Origin of the sequence: Parasphingopyxis sp. (genome assembly GCF_028279465.1) — a bacterium.
Taxonomy (GTDB): domain Bacteria; phylum Pseudomonadota; class Alphaproteobacteria; order Sphingomonadales; family Sphingomonadaceae; genus Parasphingopyxis.
The window spans coordinates 51505-70367 of sequence record NZ_JANQNS010000004.1 but is presented as its reverse complement, the minus strand read 5'-3'; the positions used below and the strand labels follow the sequence as shown (position 1 = coordinate 70367).

The following is an 18863-nucleotide window of genomic DNA, read 5'->3' as shown; positions in this document are numbered from 1 at the left end:
CCGTTGCACCAGGCGGCGGACGGCGCGGGCAGGCATTCGTCGAGCCCGATCAGCCGCGCATCCTCGCCGCTCGCACCGCCCCAGCGGCGGACCGCTTCGCGCACCTGCCGCTCCTCCTCCGACACCGCCCCCGCCGCGCCGCCCGCCAGCGTGTCGGCCAGCAGCCGCACGGCCGCGTCGCGGGTGATGTCCGGCAGCCGATGATCGGTCGCCGCAAAGTCGAGAAGACGCTGGGTGGCCGTCATGTCAGCCAGTCCTGCAGGAGCGTATTGACGGCTTCAGCGCTATCGCCGTGCAAGGCGATCTCCGCTGCGCGATCCGCTTCGCCAGCATCGAGCCCGCCCCATTCGGCGAGGCTGTGCATCTTGGCAACGATCTCGGCCTCGCCGACAGGCCGTTCCGGATCGCCGCGCGTATCGACAAGTTCCAGCCCATTGACGCGAGCGCCGAAATGCGCGGGATAACGCGCCGTGATCGCCGTGTCCTCGGCCACGGTCACCTGCGCGCGCAAGTCTGCGAGCGCAGCAATAGCCTCTTCGGTAAAGTCTTCCGGCTTGGCGTCCCGCCCATCGGCGACGACCGCCAAGGCATGCTGAAGCGAGAATTTGGCGTCCAGCTCGGTCACCGGATCGGGCCGGTCGCAAAAGGCCAGTGCATCGGCATAAGTTTCGACGTGGAACGGCGCGTCGAGCTTGCCTGCCTTGCGTAGCTCCATCGCCGCGTCGATCACCGGATGCGCATGGCGGCACGCGGCGAACGGCTTGAAGCTGACTTGGTGAATAAGCCAGCTATCGCCATTATCGGCCAGCGGACCCGGCTCCTTCGTCGCCGCTTCGAATAGGCCCTGCGGCCCTTCGAGCAGCGCGGCCGGGCCGGTGATACCGTTGAACGCCGCCATCGCGGCGTCGCACCCCGTGCTGACGGCATGATAGACATGCCATTGCTTGGTCATCACATCGTCATGCCGCATATGCCAGAGGCCGCCCGCGACCGAGCCCGCATTGGCGAGCGCCGAAACCATTGTGTCGCGGCTGAAGTCCCAGTGCGAACCGGCCGCCGCCGCGGCGCCGAACACGCCAGCCGTCGTTGTCGGATGCCAGAGGCTGTAATGATGCGCATCGAGCGCGCTGCCGATGGCGATCATCGCCTCATAGCCGCGTATCGCGGCGTCCAAGACATCGGCAAGTTTTTCCGGCGCGCCGTTCAAGGCAGCCGGCCAGACGACCGGCCCGGGATGCAACAAAGCGGTGCGATGCACATCGTCCATCTCCAGCACATTGCCGAGCAAAGCCGCGCCGGCGAGCGGCATGGAAAGCAGGCCGCCGCGCCCCGCGACAGCACTCTGCCGCGCCCCCGCGACACAGGCCAGCCAGTCGAGCAGATGCAGCCGGGCGCGCTGCCTATCGCTTTCGCCGACGGGCCGCGCTAGTCTTTCCGAAAGTTGCGTCAGAAGCGGTTCGCTCATACAGCCACCGCTCCGGCACGCCGCCGCAAGGGAATGAATAATTGTCCGACACCGCCACCAAGCCCCGCTACGTCCAGCTCGCCGATTCGCTGCGCGCGGCGATCCTGCGCGGCGATCTGAGCGAAGACGGCCAGTTTCCGACCGAGACGGAATTGTGCCGCGAACATGGGGTGAGTCGTTATACGGTGCGTGAGGCGTTGCGGCGGCTCGTCGCCGAGGGTCTTATCCAGCGCAAGCGCGGCTCGGGCACGGTGATCCAGCCGGCGGCGGCGCGCGGCGGCACGCTGCACCAGCCGCTCTCCAATGTCGGTGAGCTGCTGCAATATGCGCGCGACACGCAATATGATTTCAAGCCGGTGGGGCTGACGCGCCTGCCGCGGCGCATCGCCGACCATGTCAGTGGCGAAACGGACGGGGACTGGTTCCAGTTCCAGGGCATCCGCACCCGATTGGGCGATCCCAAGCCGATCGCGATCACCGATGCCTATGTCCATGGCGACTATGCCGAGGCCGCGGCCGAAATCCGTTCCTCCCAGGTCACCATCTTCCGCCAGCTCGAAGAGCTGGCCGGCGTGCGCGTCGCCTATGTCACGCAAGACATTCAGGCCGTCGGCGCGAGCGCCGATATCGCCGAAGCGCTGGGCATTTCGCGGCGCGCGCCGACGCTCAGGATTTTGCGCGCCTATCGCGACGCGAAGAACCGGATTTTCGAGATTTCGGCCAGCCATCATCCCGGCGACCGCTTCGCCTATTCGATGCATATCGACGCAGAAAGCTAGCGCGCCGCTCATCCGTGCTCGTCCAGTTCGGGCGCGGGCCCGATGGGCCGGCCGGGAGTGTGTTTGAACCGGATCGCGGGCGCGATTTGATGCGCGCCGTCCGCTTCGACCAGCAACCCGCGTTCGGCGACGAGATCACTGGCCAGCGCCTCGCGAAAGTCGAGGACGGGCGAAAAGGCGACATCCTTGTCGGCGAACCACTCGACCCATTCGTCGCGGGTTTTCGTTGCGAAGGTTTGGGCGAGAAAGACGCGCAGTTCAGCCTGCGGCTCGCCCGCCTCGGCCTCGCCAAGCGGGATCAGGTCCGTCCGGTCGAGCGCGATCAGCAGATTCTGTACGAACTTCATCTCGCGCGCGCCGAGCGCGACATGGCGGCCGTCCTTGGTCGCATAGACGTTATAGAAGGCCGCGCCGCCGAGTGAACGCTGCGATTGCGAACGCGGCGGTTCGCCGCCTGCAATCGCGCCGCCCGCAATATGCGCGCACCAGGGCAGCATCGCCTCGAACATCGTCGCATCGATATAGTCGCCGCGGCCGCTCTTCTCGCGCCCGATCAGCGCCATGAGGATCGCGGAGAGCGCGGTGAGCCCGGCCGCCATATCGGCCGAGGGTACGCCGGGGACGACGGGCGTTCCGTCCGCGCCGTCATTGACCGACAGAAAGCCGGTCAGCGCCTGCACGGCGAGATCGTGCGCCGGATGATGCGCCATCGCGCCCTCCTGCCCGAATGCCGAGATCGAGCAATAGACGATGGCCGGGTTGATCGCGGAGACGGCGTCATAATCGAAGCCGAGCCTTTTCATGACGCCAGGGCGGAACCCCTCGACGAAGACATCGACCTTGGCGACGAGCTCGCGCAGCCGCAACTTCCCCGCCTCGCTTTTGAGATCGAGCACGATACTCTTCTTGCCACGGTTGAGATTACGGAACCAGACGGACTGGTCCGCCTCTTCGGGCGCCATCTGCCGCGCCGGATCGCCGGCCGCGGGTTCGATTTTGATCACCTCGGCGCCCTGATCGGCCATCATCATCGTCGCCATCGGGCCCGGCAGGAACAGGGACAGGTCGATCACCGTTATGCCGTCGAGCTGCCCCATGGGATCACACGACGCCGCTTTGTTTGAGTGCAGCGATTGCGTCGGCGTCATAACCGAGTTCGGCCAGAATATCGTCGCTATCCGCGCCGAGCAGCGGCCCGGCACTCGTCGGCAGGCGTTCGCCATCGACCTTGATCGGGCTGGTCAGCACCTTGATCCCGGTGCGGTCGGGATGGTCGACATGATCGATCATGCCCGTCTCTTCGAGGAACGGATTGTCCATCGCCTGCTCAAGAGAATTGACCGCGGCGACCGGCATCTTGCCCTTGAGCAGATCGACCCAATGCGCGGTCGGCTGCTCGGTAAAGACGGCCTCGAGAAGTTGCGTCAGCGCGTCGCGATTTTCGCGGCGGGCAGCGGGCGTTGCGAAACGCGCATCCTCGGCAAGCTCCGGCCGGCCGATCTGCTCGACCAGTATCGCCCAGAATTTGGGGAGCTGCGCCATCACGAACATCCAACCGTCCGCAGTGCGGAACATCTGGCTCGGCGTCGCAGTCGGATGAGCGCCGAAAGGCGCGCGCGGCGTCACATCATCCTCGTTCATATACCAGATGCCCGGATAGCTCATTTGATGCGCGGCGGCGGACAGCAAATCGACATCGATATCGCGCCCGAGCCCCGAGCGCTCGGCATCGGCGAGCGCGGCGAGCAGACCGACCGCCATCATCGTGCCGGTCATGAAATCGACCATCGACAGGCCGAAACGCACGGGCGGGCCGTCGGGTTCGCCGGTCAGTGCGAGAAAGCCCGCCTCGGCCTGCATCAGATAATCATAGCCCGGCCATTTGGCGCGCTCGTTATCGCGGCCATAGGCGGAGAGATGCGCGCAGACGAGGCGCGGATTGACGTCCTTGAGTGCGTCATAGGTGAGCCCCAGCCGCGCGGGCAGATCGCCGCGCAGATTGTTGGCAACGGCATGCGCATCCGCCGCGAGCCTGCGGAAAATCTCGCGCCCCTCCTCGCTCTGCAGATTGAGCGTCAGCGATTTCTTGTTGAGGTTGAAGGTCTGGAAATAGAGGCTTTCGCCGTCGCGCAGGAAATGTGGACCGACGGCGCGCGCCGTGTCCCCGCCTTTCGGCGGTTCGATCTTGATGACCTCCGCGCCCAGCTGCGCGAGGAACATCGTGCCGTAAGGCCCCGCGCCATATTGTTCGGCGGAAAGGATCCGATAGCCGGCAAGGGGAAGCGGGCGCTCGCTCACACCGGGTTCCGCTTCACCCATTGTTTCGAGATGATCATACGCTGCATCTCATTCGTGCCCTCGCCGATGCACATCAGCATCGCGTCCCGATAATAGCGCTCGATCTCATATTCCTTCGAATAGCTGTAGCCGCCATGGATACGCATGCCTTCATCGGCATTTTTCACCGCCGCCTCGGACGCGAAATATTTGGCCATGCCGGCCTCCATGTCGCAGCGTTCGCCGCGATCATAGGCTTCGGCCGCATCGAGCGTCAGCAGCCGCGCGGCGCGCGCGCGCGTCACCATTTCGCCGAGCTTCAGCTGGATCGCCTGGTGATTGGCGATCGGTTTGCCCATGGTCTCGCGCGTCTGGGCATATTCGGTGGAGATACGGAGCGCACCCTCGGCCATGCCGACGCCGCGCGCCGCGACGTTGATCCGGCCGAGTTCGAGCCCGCCGGTCGCCTGAAAGAAGCCTTGGCCCTCTTCGCCACCGATCAGATTGTCGGCCGGAATCCGGTAATCGTCGAAGATCAGCTCGGCGCTGTCGATCGATTTATAGCCAAGCTTGTCGAACTTCTTGCCTGTCGTGAACCCGTCCTGCTTGGGCGCGATGAAGAGGCTCATTCCCTTGTAGCGCGGATCGGCCTTGGGATCGGTCTTGACGAGCAGCGCGAAGCAGGAGCCCTTGATGCCGTTCGAAATCCAGGTCTTGGTGCCGTTGATGACATAATCGTCGCCCCCATCCTGATTCTTGGCGCGGACGGCCGTCGTCCGGATCGCCTGCAGGTCGGTGCCCGCATTCGGTTCGGTCAGCGCGAGGCCGCCGCGAATTTCGCCGGTCGCAAATTTGGGCAACCATTTCGCCTTCTGCGCCGGCGTGCCGAACCGTTCGACGGCCGCCGCCATGATCAGGTGCGAATTGAAGATGCCGGTGATCGCCATCCAATAGGAGGAGATCAGCGCGACGATTTTGGCGTAGGTCGTCGCCGGCAGGCCGAGCCCGCCATATTCCTCGCCAATAGTCGCACCGAACAGGCCCATTTCGGCCATCTGGTTGACGAGTTCCTCGGGCCAGATATCGCCATGATCATGCTCCATGACGACGGGGCGGACCTCGCGGTCGATCCATTTCTGGATCGAATCGAGCAGGGCCTGTTCTTCGGCCGGGTCCATCGGCGGTCTGCTGGTATCGGGTGCGCTTGCCATCTGTTTCGATTCCTTATGCGTCGAGGCCGCCATGGCCACGCTTCCAGACGAGCACCGTCCGCTTGTAGTGGCTGACGACATCGCCATGCTGGTTCTTGCCAACAGTCTTGAATGTCACGATGCCCTGTTCGGGGCGGCTCTTGCTTTCGCGTTTTTCGAGCACCTCGCTCTCGCAATAAAGCGTATCCCCGACGAACAGCGGCTTGGTCATGCGTACCTCGTCCCAGCCGAGATTGGCGATCGCCTTGCCGCTGGTGTCAGAAACGCTCATGCCCGTCATCAGCGCGATGGTGAACGGACTGACGACCAGCGGCTTTCCGAACTCGGTGTCCTTTGAGAGCTCATAGTCGAAATGCGCCGGATGCGTGTTCATCGTCAGCAAGGTGAACCACACATTGTCGGTATCGGTGATCGTGCGGCCAGGCCGGTGTTCATAGATATGGCCGACTTCGAAATCCTCGAAATAGCGTCCCTGCACCTCGCGGAACCGCCCGGGTTCGACTTCGATTACTCCATCACGCATGATCTGTTCCCTTCATTCCCGGCCCGTCCATTCCGAGCATAGCTTCGAACCGCTTCACAACCGGCGCTTCGAGCATCTTTCCATTGTGGCGGATCACCTTACCGCCCGCCGCCGCATAGGCGTCTAGCGCCGCCCGCGCCTCGGCCAGTTCCTCTTCGGTCGGGCGCATGACAGTGTTGATCGTCTCCACCTGTTTGGGGTGGATCGCCGCCTTGGCCACGAAGCCGAGCGCCCTGGCCCGGCGCACTTCGGCTTCGAGCCCGATATCGTCGTCGAGCGCTATAAAGGGCACATCGATGGCGGGTATCCGCGCGGCCGCCGCCGACATGACGAAGGCGCTGCGCGCCGCGAGCAGCGGCTCCCAGGCGAGATCGGTGCCGAGCTCGGCCGAAAAATCCCCGCCGCCGAACATCATCGCGGCAACGCCCGGTGCTGACGCAATATCGTCGCCTGCGCGCAGGCCCCTGACCGTCTCGATCAGCGGCACGAGGCCCGGTGCCCCCGCGCCCAGCACTGCGCTGGCAATTTCCGGCTCGGCCGCGCTTTCGACCATCGGGATGAAGACCAGCCGCGGCTTGGTCCCGGCGTCGCGCAGCGCCAGAAGGTCGCGCAAGCCGGCTGCCGTTTTAAGACCGTTGATGCGGATTGCGACACCCGCAGGATCAAGCGTGTCGAGCGATCCGATCGCGGCATCGCGCGCCGCATCCTTGTCGTCCGGCGCCACCGCGTCTTCGAGATCGATACAGATCAGGTCTGCGCCGCTTTCCGCCGCCTTGGCGAAGCGGTCGGCACGCGATCCGGGCACGAACAATATCGAGTTCAATCCGCCCATGCCCGTCGATTCTCTCCTGTATCGCTTTTGTATCCGCACAATTTGTCCGGACAAATTTAAAGTCAAGCGCCGATTGATCCGGCCGTCGCAAAATCGTTTACAAAACCGGCTTTACCACGCCCAGCCAGCTTGTCGCGATCAGAAGGAGATAGACGATCCAGACCCATATGCGCGTGCGGTCCATCGTCTGGCGCAGCGGAATCTCGGTTTCATCGCTCGATCCCTCGGCGAGCAGTTTGCCGAGCTGCGGCCCGACGGGCTCGAAGGCGACGTCGATCATGATGGCGGCGGCGAAAATCGCGCCGAACAGAATAGCCTTCCAGGCTATCCAGGCCTGATCGAGCGGCGCGCCGGCGACCAGCGACTGGATGCCGAGCCACAGGTAAAAGGCGGTGAGGCCGTATTTCAGCCAATTCTCGATACTACGGTCGCGCGCAGCCCGCGGCGTCTGGTCATGGATATGCGCGTCCCAGACCAGCCACAGCCAGAAACCGCCGACGATCCAGCTTGCGATTAGCAGCCAGGCCGGCACGTCCCACCAATTGCCCGCGGCGAGCACCGAGAGCGAGATCGGCACCATCAGCGCCCAGGCGCTGCGCGGCGTCATGTCGACGAGCACGAGCATCTTTAAGAGCGCGATGCGCTGTTCCAGCGTATAGTCATGCCGTTTGCGGAAATGCTGGCCGAGCAGGAAGACGCCGACATCCGCACCGAGCCACAGCACGAACAGCAGCAGATGGATATAAACGAGCGTCGGATAGGCGATTGCGTCGAGCGACATGGAAACTCCCCTTGCGCTTCGCTATGACTCGCGCCATTGACAAAGTCAAAATTTGTCCGGACAAATTACGTAGACACTTAAGGCTTTGGGGAGAGGACTAATGGGTATCAGGAAATTGGCACTGGCATGCGCGGCGATCGCCTTCGCGGGAACCGGCGCGGCGGCGGACGCGCGGACGCTCGATCCGTCCAATCCCGAAGACGCGGTGGAAATCTCCAAGCGGCTGCAATGCGGCGAACAGGATGGCGAACCGGCCGTCTATTACTGGTCGGGACGCGCCTATTCGCGGGTCCGCGGCGAGCGCGACCGGCACCTGTTCAACCTTGAGGGCATGAATATCCGCCAATGCGTGAGCGTGACCGATCCGGAGCGCGGTACCGGCTATCGCCAGGTCAGCCGCGAGATCATGCTCTATACCGATCCCGAGACCAACGAAGTGCTGCGGAACTGGGAAAATCCCTGGACCGGCGAAACGGTCGAGGTGATGCATGTCGCCAACGATCCGGTGAATATGCGCGCGCCGAACTTCCCGGTCACGCGCGATGGATCGCCCTACCAGATTTCGACCTACCGCCATATCGGCGACTGGGTGCTGATCCCGTTCGAAGTGCCGCTCTTTTACACGAACCCGCTCGGCGGCGACTATCAGGAATTCACTGGCAACATGTATCAGGCGATGGAGATTTTCGATTTCGCCGCGCGCGCCGACGAGATTCTCGATAGCGAAGCGAACACCGCCTATCCGAGCGTAAGCTGGGTCCGCGTGGCGCAATGGCTCCCCTGGATGCGGATGCGCAGCCGGGACGGGCAGATGATCTTCAATGCGGTCGGCGCGAAGCTGCGCGGCGGCTATGACGAACTGCCCGAAGTGCTGCGCAATGAGATTGCGGCCAACTATCCCGAATATACCGCGCCGCCCCCGGGCGACGACAGCCGGCCCAACGACACGACCTGGACGGTGTTCCGCCGGATGATCGACGAGCGGCGCGCGGCCGAAGGCGAAAGCGCACCGGCCAGCGGGCATAGCGAATAGGGCGAGACACCAGATACAGTTCCAGCGTAAACGGGCGTCTATTGCCCGCGAGGAGAGACGATGAGTTCAGCCACCGAACGCAGCGAATTCCGTCTCGGCTGGAAGACGTTGCTGGCCGGCATCTGCGGGGTCTGCTGCGGGGCCTCGCCGATCCCGTTCAATGTCATCGGTTTCCTGTTTGAGCCGTTGAACGCCGAATTCGGCTGGGGCCGGGGCGAGATTTCGATCGGCATCACGATCTTCGGTATCGTCGCGTCGTTCCTCGCGCCATTCTATGGGTGGATGGCCGACCGCTACGGCGTGCGTCCAGTGGCACTGTTCTCGCTGGCGGCCTTTGGCGTCTGCTTCGGCGCCTTCGCCTTCACGCCGTCGTCGATTTGGGGATTTTATGCGCTCTGGCTGCTGCTGGGACTGGTCGGGATCGGCTCGACCCCGGTCACCTTCAGCCGGGCGGTCAATATGTGGTTTTTCCGCAATCGCGGCCTCGCGCTCGGTTTGCTGCTGCTCGGTACAAGTCTCGCCGCTCTGATCGTGCCCCGGCTCGCCGTCTGGGCGATCGGCGATTTCGGTTGGCGGGGCATGTTCCTCGTTATCGCCTGTCTGCCGCTATTCGTCGCCTTGCCGCTCGGGCTGCTATGGTTCCGCGAACCGCACGACGAAGAACGTCCGCCGGAGATCGCCACGAGCAATGGCGGCCAGGTCGCCGGCATGACGCTGCAACAGGCCCTGCGGGACCGGCGCTTCTGGCTTATCTTTGCATCGATTGCCTGCATCGCCTTCGCCTATGGCGGCGCACATATCCATATGCCATCCATCATCCTCGATCATGGCTTCACACCCGAACTCGCCGCTACGATCATGATGATCGTGGGCTTGGGTATATTGTCGGGCCGCGTGATTACCGGATTGTTGCTCGACCGGTTCTGGGCCGGTTTTGTGGCTTTTCCGCTGCTCTGCATGCCGGCTGCCGCCTGTTTCATGTTGATGGGCACAGCGACGGATTTCCTGCTGGTGGGCACGGCCGCCTTCATGCTGGGCTTCGCCGCCGGGGCGGAAAGCGATCTGATCGCCTATCTTGCGGGCCGCTATTTCGGCATGGCGCATTATGGCAAGATATATGGGATGCTCTATCTGCCCTTCGGTCTGTTCTCGGCGATCTCGCCGACTGTGTACGGCTTCACGCGAGACGGGACGGGCAGTTACGATCCGATTCTCATGGTCGCTTCGGGTCTGTTCGTGGTGGGCGGAACATTGCTGCTGTTCCTCGGCCGCTATCCCGAACGCTTCCCATCGGCCGATCCCGAGCCGTCCGACGCCGCGCTGGAGGCCGCCTGATGGCGACTGCGCCTGCCCATAGCAATACGCTCGGCCTGCTTACCGCGGCCGTCGGCGTCGATGCGGTCATCACCGATCCGGCCGAGCGCGAATTTTACGCGCAGGACGTCTACACACTCGGCCCCGATCCGCTTGGGATCTTCCGCCCGGCCGATACCGACATGCTCGCGCGCGGCCTCGCCGCCATCGCCGATACCGGCGTCGCCATCGTCCCGCGCGGCGGGGGCATGAGCTACACGTCGGGCTATGTTGCCCCCGAAGCCGGCGCGCTGATCATCGACATGGCCGCGATGGATCGTATCCTAGAAATCAACGAGACGGACATGACGGTCACCGTCGAGGCCGGCTGCACTTGGCACAAGCTATACGACGCACTCCATCCGCGCGGGCTGCGCACGCCCGTCTGGGGCACGCTATCGGGAATCAAGGCGAATATCGGCGGCGGGATGAGCCAGAACGGTCTGTTCTGGGGCGCGACCCACGGCACCATCGCGCCGTGTGCGCTTTCGATGGAGGTCGTGCTCGCGGACGGCACGGTAATGCGCACGGGCAGCGCGTTCCTCCGCCCCTTCGGCCCGGACCTGACCGGCCTGTTCGGATCGGACGCGGGCAGCTTCGGCATCAAGGCCAAGGTAACGCTGCCGCTGATGCGCGACGCGACGGCGTTCGCGTATGGCTCCTTCGCCTTCGACACGCCGGACCAGATCACCGCCGCGATGAGCCAGGTCGCGCGCGAAGGCCTCGCCAGCGAATGTTTCGGGTTCGACCCCTTCCTGCAGGCCCAGCGGATGAAACGCGACAGCCTGACCAAGGATGCCAAACAACTGGTCGGCATGATGAAAAGCCAGGGCGGCTTCTGGAAGGGCATCAAGGAAGGCGCAAAGGTCGTGGCCGCCGGCCGCTCCTTCCTCGACGAGGCGACCTTTTCCGCGCATCTGATCTGCGAAGGCCGGCACCAGGGCGCCGTGGATGCGGACATGCGGCGCGTCGAGGAAATCGTCGCCGAAGCCGGCGGCACCAAGGTCGAGAATACGATTCCCAAGGTCATGCGCGCCAACCCCTTCCCGCCCGTCAATTCGATGGTCGGACCGGATGGCGAGCGCTGGGTGCCCGTCCACGGCATCGTCCGGCATTCGCGCGCGCTGGAAACGATCGAAACGATCGGCGCGCTGTACGAGCGCCATGGCGCGGAGATGGAACGGCTGGGCGTCGGTGCCGGCTATCTGATCCTGACCGTCGGCCGCACGGGCTTTCTGATCGAGCCGGTTTTCTACTGGCCGGACGAGATGCAGGAAATGCACCGCCGCTCGGTCGAGCCCGATCATCTGGCCAAGCTCAAAGGCTTTCCGGCGAACGAGGAAGCGCGCGCGCTCGTCGCCACGCTACGGCAGGGCGTGATCGATATTTTCGGCGATATGGACGGCGTGCATTTCCAGATCGGCCGCGCCTATCCGCTCGAAGCGCGCAGCGACCCCAAGGCCTGGACGCTACTCAAAGCGGTGAAGCGCGCCGTCGACCCCGAGGGACGGATGAATCCCGGGGCGCTCGGGCTGGAATGATCGATCATGTATGTGGACCGGCGGCAGATCATGGCGGCGATGCTCGCAAGCATGCTGCCCTTGCCCAATGCCGGTCTGATGGCGCAGGAACACACCATGTCTGAAACCCCGCTCTACTCGGCGCTCGCGCTGCAGCTCGCCGCCCGTTCGATCGAGGCGACGCCAGACCGGGCCGCCGCCCGCGCGCAGATGATGGCGATGATCGGCGAGGTCGAGACTAAGATGCGCTCGGCCAATATCTTCATCGCGCAATATGGCGGCCACCCGGTCCGGCTCGTCGTGCTGCCCGAATATCTGCTAACCAGCTATCCGGGCCGCATCTCGATCCCCGATTTCGCGGACAAGGCGGCGCTCGAAATCGACGGACCCGAATATGAGGCGCTGGGCGGCGTGGCGCAGCGGCTCGACCTGTTTCTTGCCGGCAACGCCTATGAGACAGACCCGAACTTTCCCGATTTCTATTTCCAGACGAGCTTCGTGATTGCGCCCTCGGGCGATGTCGTGCTGCGTTATCGGCGATTGAACTCCATGTTCGCACCGACCCCGCATGATGTCTGGTCGCGCTATCTCGACATCTACGGCATCGACGGCGTGTTCCCGGTCGCGCGGACCGAGATCGGCAATCTGGCGGCGATCGCCTCGGAAGAAATTCTCTACCCCGAAATCGCCCGCGCCCATGCGTTGCGCGGCGCGGAAGTCTTCGTCCACAGTTCATCGGAGATCGGATCGCCGCTCGATACGCCCAAGGATGTCGCCAAACAGGCGCGCGCGTTCGAGAATATGGCCTATGTCGTTTCGGCGAACACGGCCGGGATCGAGGGCGCGTCACTGCCCCTCGCTTCGGCCGACGGCAATTCGCAGGTCGTGGACTGGAAGGGCCGCGTGGTGGCGGAATCGAACAGCGGCGAAACCTTCACCGCCTTCGCGACCGTCGATATCGATGCGCTGCGCGAAGGCCGCCGCACGCCGAGCATGACCAACTTCCTCGCGCGCCAGCGGCTCGAGCTGTTCGCACCGGTCTATGCGAACACGGAGATTCACGCTGCCAACGGCATGATGGACGGCGATACGCCGCAAGTGCCCGATCGCGACTATTTCCGCCGCACGCAGGAAGAAGTGATCGAACGCATGGTGCGCGAGGGGCTGATCTAGGCTGTCTCGCGCGCCACGAAAAATTCATAGCCATAGGCTGTGCCGAAGCGGCGGCGCATTTCGATCTCCCGCTTCGACGTCGCGATGACGCCGAGCGCCTCCGCATCATCGGCATATTTCCGGTCCAACAGCGCCAGCCGCTCCGATAGTGGCGTGTAATAGTGCGTCCACCAGGCCGCATCGGGCAGTACGAACCGGTCGATCAGGGCATAGCCCGCGGCTTCGACTGCGTCGGCTACCGCATCGTCATGCCGCATTGCCGGATATTCCTCGGCGAAAAAAGCGGCAGCCGTTTCCGGCGGTTCGTCCGCGAGCCAGACCAGCTCGGTAAAGGTGAGATAGCCACCTTCCCGCAACAGCGGTTTCCAGGCCGCAAGCGCCGCGTCCACGCCCATCGAATAGGCTGCACCTTCGGACCAGATGAGGTCGAACGTTCCATGCGCGAAAGGCAGATCGGCCATATCCGCGCGCTGCGTTACGATGCGATCGGCGCAGCCCGCGGCATCGGCCCGGCCATCGAGATCGTCGAGATAGGGCTGATGGAAGTCGATCGCGGCGATATGCGCCTCCGGGCGCGCCCGCGCGAGGGCCAGTGTCTGCATGCCGGGGCCGCAACCGATATCGAGAATCGCCGGTGCGGCGGGCAGCCCCTCGCATTGCGTCAGCGCGCGCAGCGTCGATTCGTCGTCGCCCGGCCCCTGGCGCGGCAAATCCGCATGGATATCGAAGAGGATGTCCCAAAGCCGGTCAGTCATGTGTACCTTTCCACGCATGGCCTTTTTAGCCGCAAAGGGCTAGATTTCCGTTTGATCCAGATCATGGTATCAGAATTTGTCCGGACTAATTATTGAGTCGAGCCAATCTCGGAGAGGATAGATGAGCAAGATCGACGTCGCCCCGCCCTATACCGCCGTATCGCGGCATGAGATGTTTCCCGAACCCCGCCATGACGAAGCGGCGCGGTTCGATTTTCTCGCTAACCTGAACAAATTCCTCGCCGGCACGCTCGGCCCGGGCAACAAGCTCGCCTATGACAAGCGCGTACTGCCCGCCTTTGTGAAAGAGCATGGCCGCGAGCCCAAGGACCGGTTCGAGATTCGCCATGCGATGAATGCCGATCCGTTCCACAGCTTCTGGTCGGCGCTCAAACGCAATTCGATGGAGATGCGTCAGCAGAACGGCCGTGCCATGGTACTGCGCCAGCTCGACGCGCTCGACGCCAAGGCGGAAGCGCTCAACGCTGGCAATGATACACTCGAGCTTCACCCGGACGTAGAGGTGCCGCGCTATCAGGCAGCGGTCGATATCCATTGCATGCCGGGTAGCTATCATGGCGAAGAACGGCCGGGCGATGTTTCGGCCGGCGCCAATTATGATTGCGGCCTGTTCGCGACGACGGGCGGCGCGCTCGGCGCGCTCAACGATGGCGGCGGCCAGGCACTGGTCGAATGGATCGCCAAGGAACGCCCGGGCTGGGCACCGAAGCGCATCCTCGATATCGGCTGCACGATCGGCCATAACGCGGTGCCGCTGGCCCTCGCCTTCCCCGATACCGAGGTGATCGCGATCGACACGGCCGCGCCGTCGCTGCGCTACGGCCATGCCCGCGCCCAGGCGCTCGGCGCGACGAATATCCGCTTCGTGCAGGCCAATGCCGAAGATCTCTCGCGCTGGGAGGACGGGTATTTCGACTGGGTGCAGACGACGATGTTCCTGCACGAGCTTTCGGGCAAGGCGCTGCCGAAGATCATCGCCGAAGGCTATCGCGTGCTCGCCGATGACGGGCTGATGCTGCATGTCGAGCAACCACAATATTCGGACGACATGCCGCTTTATGAGCAGTTCATCCGCGATTGGGACGCGTTCAACAATAATGAGCCCTTCTGGTCGGCGATGCATGCGCTGGACCTCAAGGAGGAGATGATGAAGGCCGGTTTCGGGCCTGACGAACTGTTCACTGTCGGCGTCCGCGCCGTTGTCGATACCGACATCTTCCCGGCTGCGCCCACCGGCGAATCCGAAGATCATGGCCGCGCCGCGGTATGGAACGCCTATGGTGCATGGAAAAATGCCGAAGCCATTCAGGAGGCCGCAGAATGACCGAAGAACTCGACTGGATGACGCGGGCCAATCTCAAGGCCAAAGGCAAGCGCCCGGACTTTCTCGGCGATCCCGAGGAAGAGAAAATGCTCTCGATGCTGATGGCGGTGATCGGCGAAGTGTCCGTGCTGCGCGAGCGGCTCGATACGATCGAGCGGCTGCTTGAGGACAAGGGCACGATCAGCCGCGCCGATATCGAGGCCTATGAGCCGGACCGCGAGGCCGGGCAGGAGCGTGGCGAGCTGATCCGCGAATATATCGCGCGCGTCATGCGCGGGCCGCATCAGGCGCTACAGGCGCTCGAAGAATTCGAGCCGCCGATCCAGGATGTCGTCGAAGACCTGCAGACGAGCTAGAACGGCTTCACAGCGCCGAGGAAGCAGACGCTCGCGATCGTAATCCAGTAAATATAGGCCGAGATTCGCGCCTGGCCGATTTCGCGGGCCAGCGCGGCTTCCTCTGCGGCATCCGGGCCTTCGGCGAGCTTGCGGAACCGCACCGTCCAGCGCCGCATTACGAGCCTGAGAAACAGGCCGATGCACAGCGCAAAGGCATAGAGCGCGATCTTCGCCGGGTACCAGAAATTGCCCTGACCAGTCTCGACCGGTCCGCTGCCGCCAAACGCCATAAAAGCGATCACGAACAGCGCCGCGATCAGCGGATAACGCAACAATTCCTCGGCCCGCGTCACCTTGATGCCGATATCGGTCTCGCGTCTGATGAAGGCCGTCCATGTCATGGCCAGCCAGATCGCGAAGAAGAGCCACATCCACCAGATACCCGCGCCGTCGAGGATCGGCACGAAGCCATAGAGCTTGCCCATATGCAGGCCGAGCGGGAGGAGGAGGACGATGCCGGTGCGCGCGAGGATATCGATCCGATAGGCGGTTTCCATGTGCCGCCGCCGTTCTTCAAGCGACAGCGCCGGATTGGTGACATGATAGCTGGTCTGGAAGACGCCCCATTCGCCGCCCAGCCAATAGACCATCGCCAGGATATGCACCCAGCGCAGGATGCTCAGCTCATTGGCTGTCAGAAATTCCATCGACCCCTCCCAGTTCGCGCATAATTTGTCCGGACAAATTTCACTTGGCAAGCCTTAAATGCACAGGCATGGTCAAATTCAGCGAAACAGGGGAGTGCCATGCAGCATCGCACCGTCAGCGGCAAAATCAGTTACACCTCGGTCAAACCCGAATGGGAAGGCCGGGAACGCGGCCGCGAATGGTTCGCCTTCACCCATCATGGCGACGGATCGACGATCATGCGCGCGCGCTGCGAAATCGAGGAACCCGAACCCACGGTGCTGCGCGACATAATCTATCATCTCGACGCCGAACGGCGGCCGCGCGACCTGCATGTCCACCTGACGCTGGGCGACGCGTTTCTCGGATCGGGCTGGCTGCATGCCGATTGGGATAATCAGGTCATCGAATGCGAAAGCTTCGGCCCGTCGATCGGGCGGCTCTCGCAGCGCATGCCGATGGGCGGCGCGATCGATGGCTTCGGGACCCATCCGGTCGTTGGAGACGGTTTCTTGACCCAGTGCATGGATCTCGCCAAGGGACCGCACCGGCGGATGATCCGAGTCTTCGTACCATCGCCCGATCATCGCGGCGCGACGCCGCCGTTGATCTCGGAGGTCAATATCGGCATGGAATATGTCGGCGAGGAAGAGGTGACGGTCGCCGCCGGCACTTTCGCCTGCCGCCATTACCGCTATTATGACGACGGCCCGGGCATGGGCGGCACCCAGCATCCCGATTTCGACATGTGGATCACGGCCGACGCGGATTCGTTGCTCGTGAAGGGCAGCATCGACGGCTATATGATGAACCGCTACGAGCTGGTCGAGCTCGATCGGTTCGGACCGGACGACGCCGCACCGCAGACCGGCTCTTGAAAATACTGATCATTGGCGGCGGGTTGGGCGGTCTGACGGCCGCGATAGCGCTCCGCCAAAGAGGCTTCGCCGTAGATGTCCATGAAGCGGCGGCGCAGCTGGAAGAAACCGGCGCTGGGCTGACGCTCGGCATCGGCGCCCAGCATGTGTTCCGGGCGCTCAGTATCCAGGCCGATGTCGCCGCCCGCGCCTGCCCTGCGGGCACCCTGCCCTTTCTCCATTATCGCACCGCCCGACTGCTGATGGGCGCGCCCGACGAAGGCAACGGCCTGCCCGACGATGGCGCGGCCAACATTGTCCGGCACATATATCGCGCCGATCTGCAGACCGTGTTGATCGCCACCGCCAAAGCCCTTGGCGCAAAAATCCTGACCGGCCGGCGGCTGATCGGCTTCGAAGATCATGGCGATGGCGTGACCGCGCAGTTCGAAAACGGCGACACGGCGCATGGCGATGTGCTGATCGGCGCGGATGGCCTGCGGTCTGCGGTGCGCGCGCAGCTATGGCCCGGCGATACGCCGCGCTTCACCGACCATGTCGCCTATCGCTTCCTCGTGCCCCGGGCCGAAGCGGCGCCGTTCATGGGGCTGGGCCGCAGCGCGATTTTCATCGGCCCCCAGCGGACCTTCAACCGCTACACCATGTGCGGCGGAGAGATTGTGAACTGCGCTGGCCTCGCCGAAACGCAGGAGGCGATCGCGGAAGGCTGGTCGATCCCGGCATCGACGGACGAATTGCGCGCGGCATTCGATGGCTGGCACCCGGATGTCATGGGCCTGATCGACCGGGCGCAATCGATCATCAAATGGGGGCTGTACGATCGCGCGCCGCTGCCGCAATGGGCGCAGGGCCGGGTGACGCTGCTCGGCGATGCGGCCCATGCCATGCTGCCCTTTCTCGGCATGGGCGCGGCGATGGCGATCGAGGACGGCTATGTGCTGGCCCGGGCGTTCGCCGAAGAAACCGACCCGGCTGCCGCGCTCGCGCGCTATGAAGCGGCGCGCAAACCGCGCACCGAGCTGGTCCACCAGATGTCGATCCGGCAGGGCCAGGTGACGCAAGCAATCGATCCCGACACATTCGAGCCCGCAAGCGCGCCGATGAACAATCGCGATATGATGGAATTCGACCCGGTGACGGCTCCGATCTGACGCCGGGCACCATATGATGAACCGTTATGTGCTCCTCGAACCGGAACGTTTCTAGCTGTCTTCAGGCGTCAGATACCCAGTCTTTACGTAGAACAGGCAGCCTTTTTCCGAGAAATGATCGCTGCCCTCCCATAGATGCGGGTAGCGCAGCCATGTGCCGGCCGGATAGGTGCCGCGCTCGTCCTGCAAAACGCCTTCGAGCACGAGGATTTCCTCGCCGCCCCAGCGCCGGTCGGGCGTCGCACGGGTGCCCGGCGCATAGCGGATAAGCGCCACCGATTCGGCGCCGAAGCGATGCAGCGGCAGGACGGTTAAGCCTTCATCCTGGCCAGGCTGGAATTCCGCAGTCCGCGTTTGCACCGCAAATTGCTCCGTATCTTCCGCGTCGAACTGATGGAGCTTCACGAAGATCGTGCAGCCTTCGTCGCTGTGCGGCGTGTGGCGCGTTCCGATGGGATTGCGGACATAGGTGCCGGCGGGGAAGTCGCCCGTTTCGTCGGAGAAAGTCCCGTCCAGCACGAAAAACTCCTCGCCACCGCCATGCTCATGTTCGGAGAAATGGGAGCCCGGCGCATAGCGCACGATAGACGTCGCCCGCGCCACTTCCTCGCCGACCCGGTCGAGCATCTTGCGGTCTACCCCCTCCACCGGCGAGGCGGTCCAGTCGACATCGCCGGGGCGAACGATAGCGGGCTTGGAGAAATCGGCGTTGATTCGCATGATGGGCACTCTTTCGGTGATGGATCGCTACTGGTTACCGTG

At 63.7% G+C, this 18863-nt stretch carries 20 protein-coding genes; 9 read left to right on the top strand and 11 right to left on the bottom strand.

Annotated elements, in window-relative coordinates:
- Together Q0974_RS02545 and Q0974_RS02540 are read right to left on the bottom strand one after the other, a co-directional pair.
- On the bottom strand, positions 1–245 hold a 245-nt coding region (locus Q0974_RS02545; protein WP_299322279.1), incomplete at its 3' end, for an MmgE/PrpD family protein.
- Positions 242–1465: an MmgE/PrpD family protein gene (locus Q0974_RS02540; protein ID WP_299322276.1), complete on the bottom strand. Its 1224-nt coding sequence runs from the start codon at positions 1463–1465 to the stop codon at positions 242–244. The genes Q0974_RS02545 and Q0974_RS02540, both read right to left, overlap by 4 nt.
- Positions 1466–1506: 41 nt before the next feature.
- Between Q0974_RS02540 and Q0974_RS02535 the strand changes: the two genes are divergently transcribed.
- Positions 1507–2244, top strand: a complete 738-nt coding sequence (locus Q0974_RS02535; protein ID WP_299322274.1) for a GntR family transcriptional regulator — start codon at positions 1507–1509, stop codon at positions 2242–2244.
- 8 nt (positions 2245–2252) lie between these two features.
- Here Q0974_RS02535 and Q0974_RS02530 read toward each other — a convergent pair whose 3' ends face one another.
- From Q0974_RS02530 to Q0974_RS02505, 6 genes are all read right to left on the bottom strand, one after another.
- On the bottom strand, positions 2253–3341 hold the full coding sequence (locus Q0974_RS02530; protein WP_299322271.1) for a CoA transferase: 1089 nt from the start codon (positions 3339–3341) through the stop codon (positions 2253–2255).
- Between the two features lie 4 nt (positions 3342–3345).
- Positions 3346–4563: a CoA transferase gene (locus Q0974_RS02525; RefSeq protein WP_299322268.1), complete on the bottom strand. Its 1218-nt coding sequence runs from the start codon at positions 4561–4563 to the stop codon at positions 3346–3348.
- Positions 4539–5732, bottom strand: coding sequence for an acyl-CoA dehydrogenase family protein (locus tag Q0974_RS02520; RefSeq protein WP_299322266.1), 1194 nt, complete (start codon positions 5730–5732; stop codon positions 4539–4541). The genes Q0974_RS02525 and Q0974_RS02520 overlap by 25 nt, the downstream gene beginning before the upstream one ends.
- A 13-nt stretch (positions 5733–5745) precedes the next feature.
- Entirely contained in the window at positions 5746–6255 is a 510-nt protein-coding gene (locus Q0974_RS02515; protein WP_299322263.1) for a MaoC family dehydratase, read from the bottom strand.
- Complete coding sequence (locus Q0974_RS02510; RefSeq protein WP_299322262.1) at positions 6248–7087, bottom strand: CoA ester lyase; 840 nt, start codon at positions 7085–7087, stop codon at positions 6248–6250. Before Q0974_RS02510 ends, Q0974_RS02515 begins: the two co-directional genes overlap by 8 nt.
- 97 nt (positions 7088–7184) lie before the next feature.
- Positions 7185–7868, bottom strand: a complete 684-nt coding sequence (locus tag Q0974_RS02505) for a hypothetical protein (RefSeq protein ID WP_299322260.1) — start codon at positions 7866–7868, stop codon at positions 7185–7187.
- Positions 7869–7968: 100 nt separating this feature from the next.
- On the opposite strand from Q0974_RS02505, the gene Q0974_RS02500 reads away from it, so the two are divergent.
- The 4 genes from Q0974_RS02500 to Q0974_RS02485 are packed head-to-tail and all read left to right on the top strand — an operon-like array spanning position 7969 to position 12947.
- Positions 7969–8901 carry a DUF1838 family protein gene (locus Q0974_RS02500; protein WP_299322257.1) on the top strand — a complete coding sequence of 311 codons (933 nt, stop codon included), beginning with the start codon at positions 7969–7971 and terminating at the stop codon, positions 8899–8901.
- 60 nt (positions 8902–8961) lie between these two features.
- Positions 8962–10236, top strand: a complete 1275-nt coding sequence (locus Q0974_RS02495; RefSeq protein WP_299322255.1) for an MFS transporter — start codon at positions 8962–8964, stop codon at positions 10234–10236.
- The gene (locus tag Q0974_RS02490; RefSeq protein WP_299322252.1) at positions 10236–11795 is read left to right on the top strand and encodes an FAD-binding oxidoreductase; all 1560 of its coding nucleotides are present in this window, start codon (positions 10236–10238) and stop codon (positions 11793–11795) included. Before Q0974_RS02495 ends, Q0974_RS02490 begins: the two co-directional genes overlap by 1 nt.
- A 6-nt stretch (positions 11796–11801) precedes the next feature.
- The gene (locus tag Q0974_RS02485; RefSeq protein ID WP_299322250.1) at positions 11802–12947 is read left to right on the top strand and encodes a nitrilase-related carbon-nitrogen hydrolase; all 1146 of its coding nucleotides are present in this window, start codon (positions 11802–11804) and stop codon (positions 12945–12947) included.
- Here Q0974_RS02485 and Q0974_RS02480 read toward each other — a convergent pair.
- Positions 12944–13702, bottom strand: coding sequence for a class I SAM-dependent methyltransferase (locus tag Q0974_RS02480; protein WP_299322247.1), 759 nt, complete (start codon positions 13700–13702; stop codon positions 12944–12946). The genes Q0974_RS02485 and Q0974_RS02480 overlap by 4 nt on opposite strands.
- Positions 13703–13823: 121 nt before the next feature.
- On the opposite strand from Q0974_RS02480, the gene Q0974_RS02475 reads away from it, so the two are divergent.
- Entirely contained in the window at positions 13824–15047 is a 1224-nt protein-coding gene (locus tag Q0974_RS02475) for a class I SAM-dependent methyltransferase (protein WP_299322246.1), read from the top strand.
- Positions 15044–15403, top strand: coding sequence for a hypothetical protein (locus tag Q0974_RS02470; protein ID WP_299322243.1), 360 nt, complete (start codon positions 15044–15046; stop codon positions 15401–15403). Before Q0974_RS02475 ends, Q0974_RS02470 begins: the two co-directional genes overlap by 4 nt.
- Here Q0974_RS02470 and Q0974_RS02465 read toward each other — a convergent pair.
- Positions 15400–16092, bottom strand: coding sequence for a hypothetical protein (locus tag Q0974_RS02465; protein WP_299322241.1), 693 nt, complete (start codon positions 16090–16092; stop codon positions 15400–15402). The genes Q0974_RS02470 and Q0974_RS02465 overlap by 4 nt on opposite strands.
- A gap of 99 nt (positions 16093–16191) precedes the next feature.
- Between Q0974_RS02465 and Q0974_RS02460 the strand changes: the two genes are divergently transcribed.
- On the top strand, positions 16192–16950 hold the full coding sequence (locus Q0974_RS02460; protein WP_299322238.1) for a hypothetical protein: 759 nt from the start codon (positions 16192–16194) through the stop codon (positions 16948–16950).
- Complete coding sequence (locus Q0974_RS02455; protein ID WP_299322236.1) at positions 16947–18101, top strand: FAD-dependent monooxygenase; 1155 nt, start codon at positions 16947–16949, stop codon at positions 18099–18101. The genes Q0974_RS02460 and Q0974_RS02455 overlap by 4 nt, the downstream gene beginning before the upstream one ends.
- Positions 18102–18152: 51 nt before the next feature.
- On the opposite strand, the gene Q0974_RS02450 is transcribed toward Q0974_RS02455, so the two are convergent.
- Positions 18153–18821: a cupin domain-containing protein gene (locus Q0974_RS02450; protein WP_299322234.1), complete on the bottom strand. Its 669-nt coding sequence runs from the start codon at positions 18819–18821 to the stop codon at positions 18153–18155.
- Positions 18822–18863 lie beyond the last annotated feature (42 nt).

Excerpts from the sequence above, each read along its gene's own strand:
- Q0974_RS02460 (WP_299322238.1), top strand. The coding sequence starts at position 16,192 with ATGCAGCATCGCACCGTCAGCGGCAAAATCAGTTACACCTCGGTCAAA.
- Q0974_RS02525 (WP_299322268.1), bottom strand. The coding sequence starts at position 4,563 with ATGGGTGAAGCGGAACCCGGTGTGAGCGAGCGCCCGCTTCCCCTTGCC.
- Q0974_RS02465 (WP_299322241.1), bottom strand. The coding sequence starts at position 16,092 with ATGGAATTTCTGACAGCCAATGAGCTGAGCATCCTGCGCTGGGTGCAT.
- Q0974_RS02515 (WP_299322263.1), bottom strand. The coding sequence starts at position 6,255 with ATGCGTGATGGAGTAATCGAAGTCGAACCCGGGCGGTTCCGCGAGGTG.
- Q0974_RS02490 (WP_299322252.1), top strand. The coding sequence starts at position 10,236 with ATGGCGACTGCGCCTGCCCATAGCAATACGCTCGGCCTGCTTACCGCG.
- Q0974_RS02500 (WP_299322257.1), top strand. The coding sequence starts at position 7,969 with ATGGGTATCAGGAAATTGGCACTGGCATGCGCGGCGATCGCCTTCGCG.
- Q0974_RS02470 (WP_299322243.1), top strand. The coding sequence starts at position 15,044 with ATGACCGAAGAACTCGACTGGATGACGCGGGCCAATCTCAAGGCCAAA.
- Q0974_RS02540 (WP_299322276.1), bottom strand. The coding sequence starts at position 1,465 with ATGAGCGAACCGCTTCTGACGCAACTTTCGGAAAGACTAGCGCGGCCC.
- Q0974_RS02520 (WP_299322266.1), bottom strand. The coding sequence starts at position 5,732 with ATGGCAAGCGCACCCGATACCAGCAGACCGCCGATGGACCCGGCCGAA.
- Q0974_RS02450 (WP_299322234.1), bottom strand. The coding sequence starts at position 18,821 with ATGCGAATCAACGCCGATTTCTCCAAGCCCGCTATCGTTCGCCCCGGC.
- Q0974_RS02530 (WP_299322271.1), bottom strand. The coding sequence starts at position 3,341 with ATGGGGCAGCTCGACGGCATAACGGTGATCGACCTGTCCCTGTTCCTG.
- Q0974_RS02485 (WP_299322250.1), top strand. The coding sequence starts at position 11,802 with ATGTATGTGGACCGGCGGCAGATCATGGCGGCGATGCTCGCAAGCATG.
- Q0974_RS02510 (WP_299322262.1), bottom strand. The coding sequence starts at position 7,087 with ATGGGCGGATTGAACTCGATATTGTTCGTGCCCGGATCGCGTGCCGAC.
- Q0974_RS02505 (WP_299322260.1), bottom strand. The coding sequence starts at position 7,868 with ATGTCGCTCGACGCAATCGCCTATCCGACGCTCGTTTATATCCATCTG.
- Q0974_RS02475 (WP_299322246.1), top strand. The coding sequence starts at position 13,824 with ATGAGCAAGATCGACGTCGCCCCGCCCTATACCGCCGTATCGCGGCAT.
- Q0974_RS02495 (WP_299322255.1), top strand. The coding sequence starts at position 8,962 with ATGAGTTCAGCCACCGAACGCAGCGAATTCCGTCTCGGCTGGAAGACG.
- Q0974_RS02480 (WP_299322247.1), bottom strand. The coding sequence starts at position 13,702 with ATGACTGACCGGCTTTGGGACATCCTCTTCGATATCCATGCGGATTTG.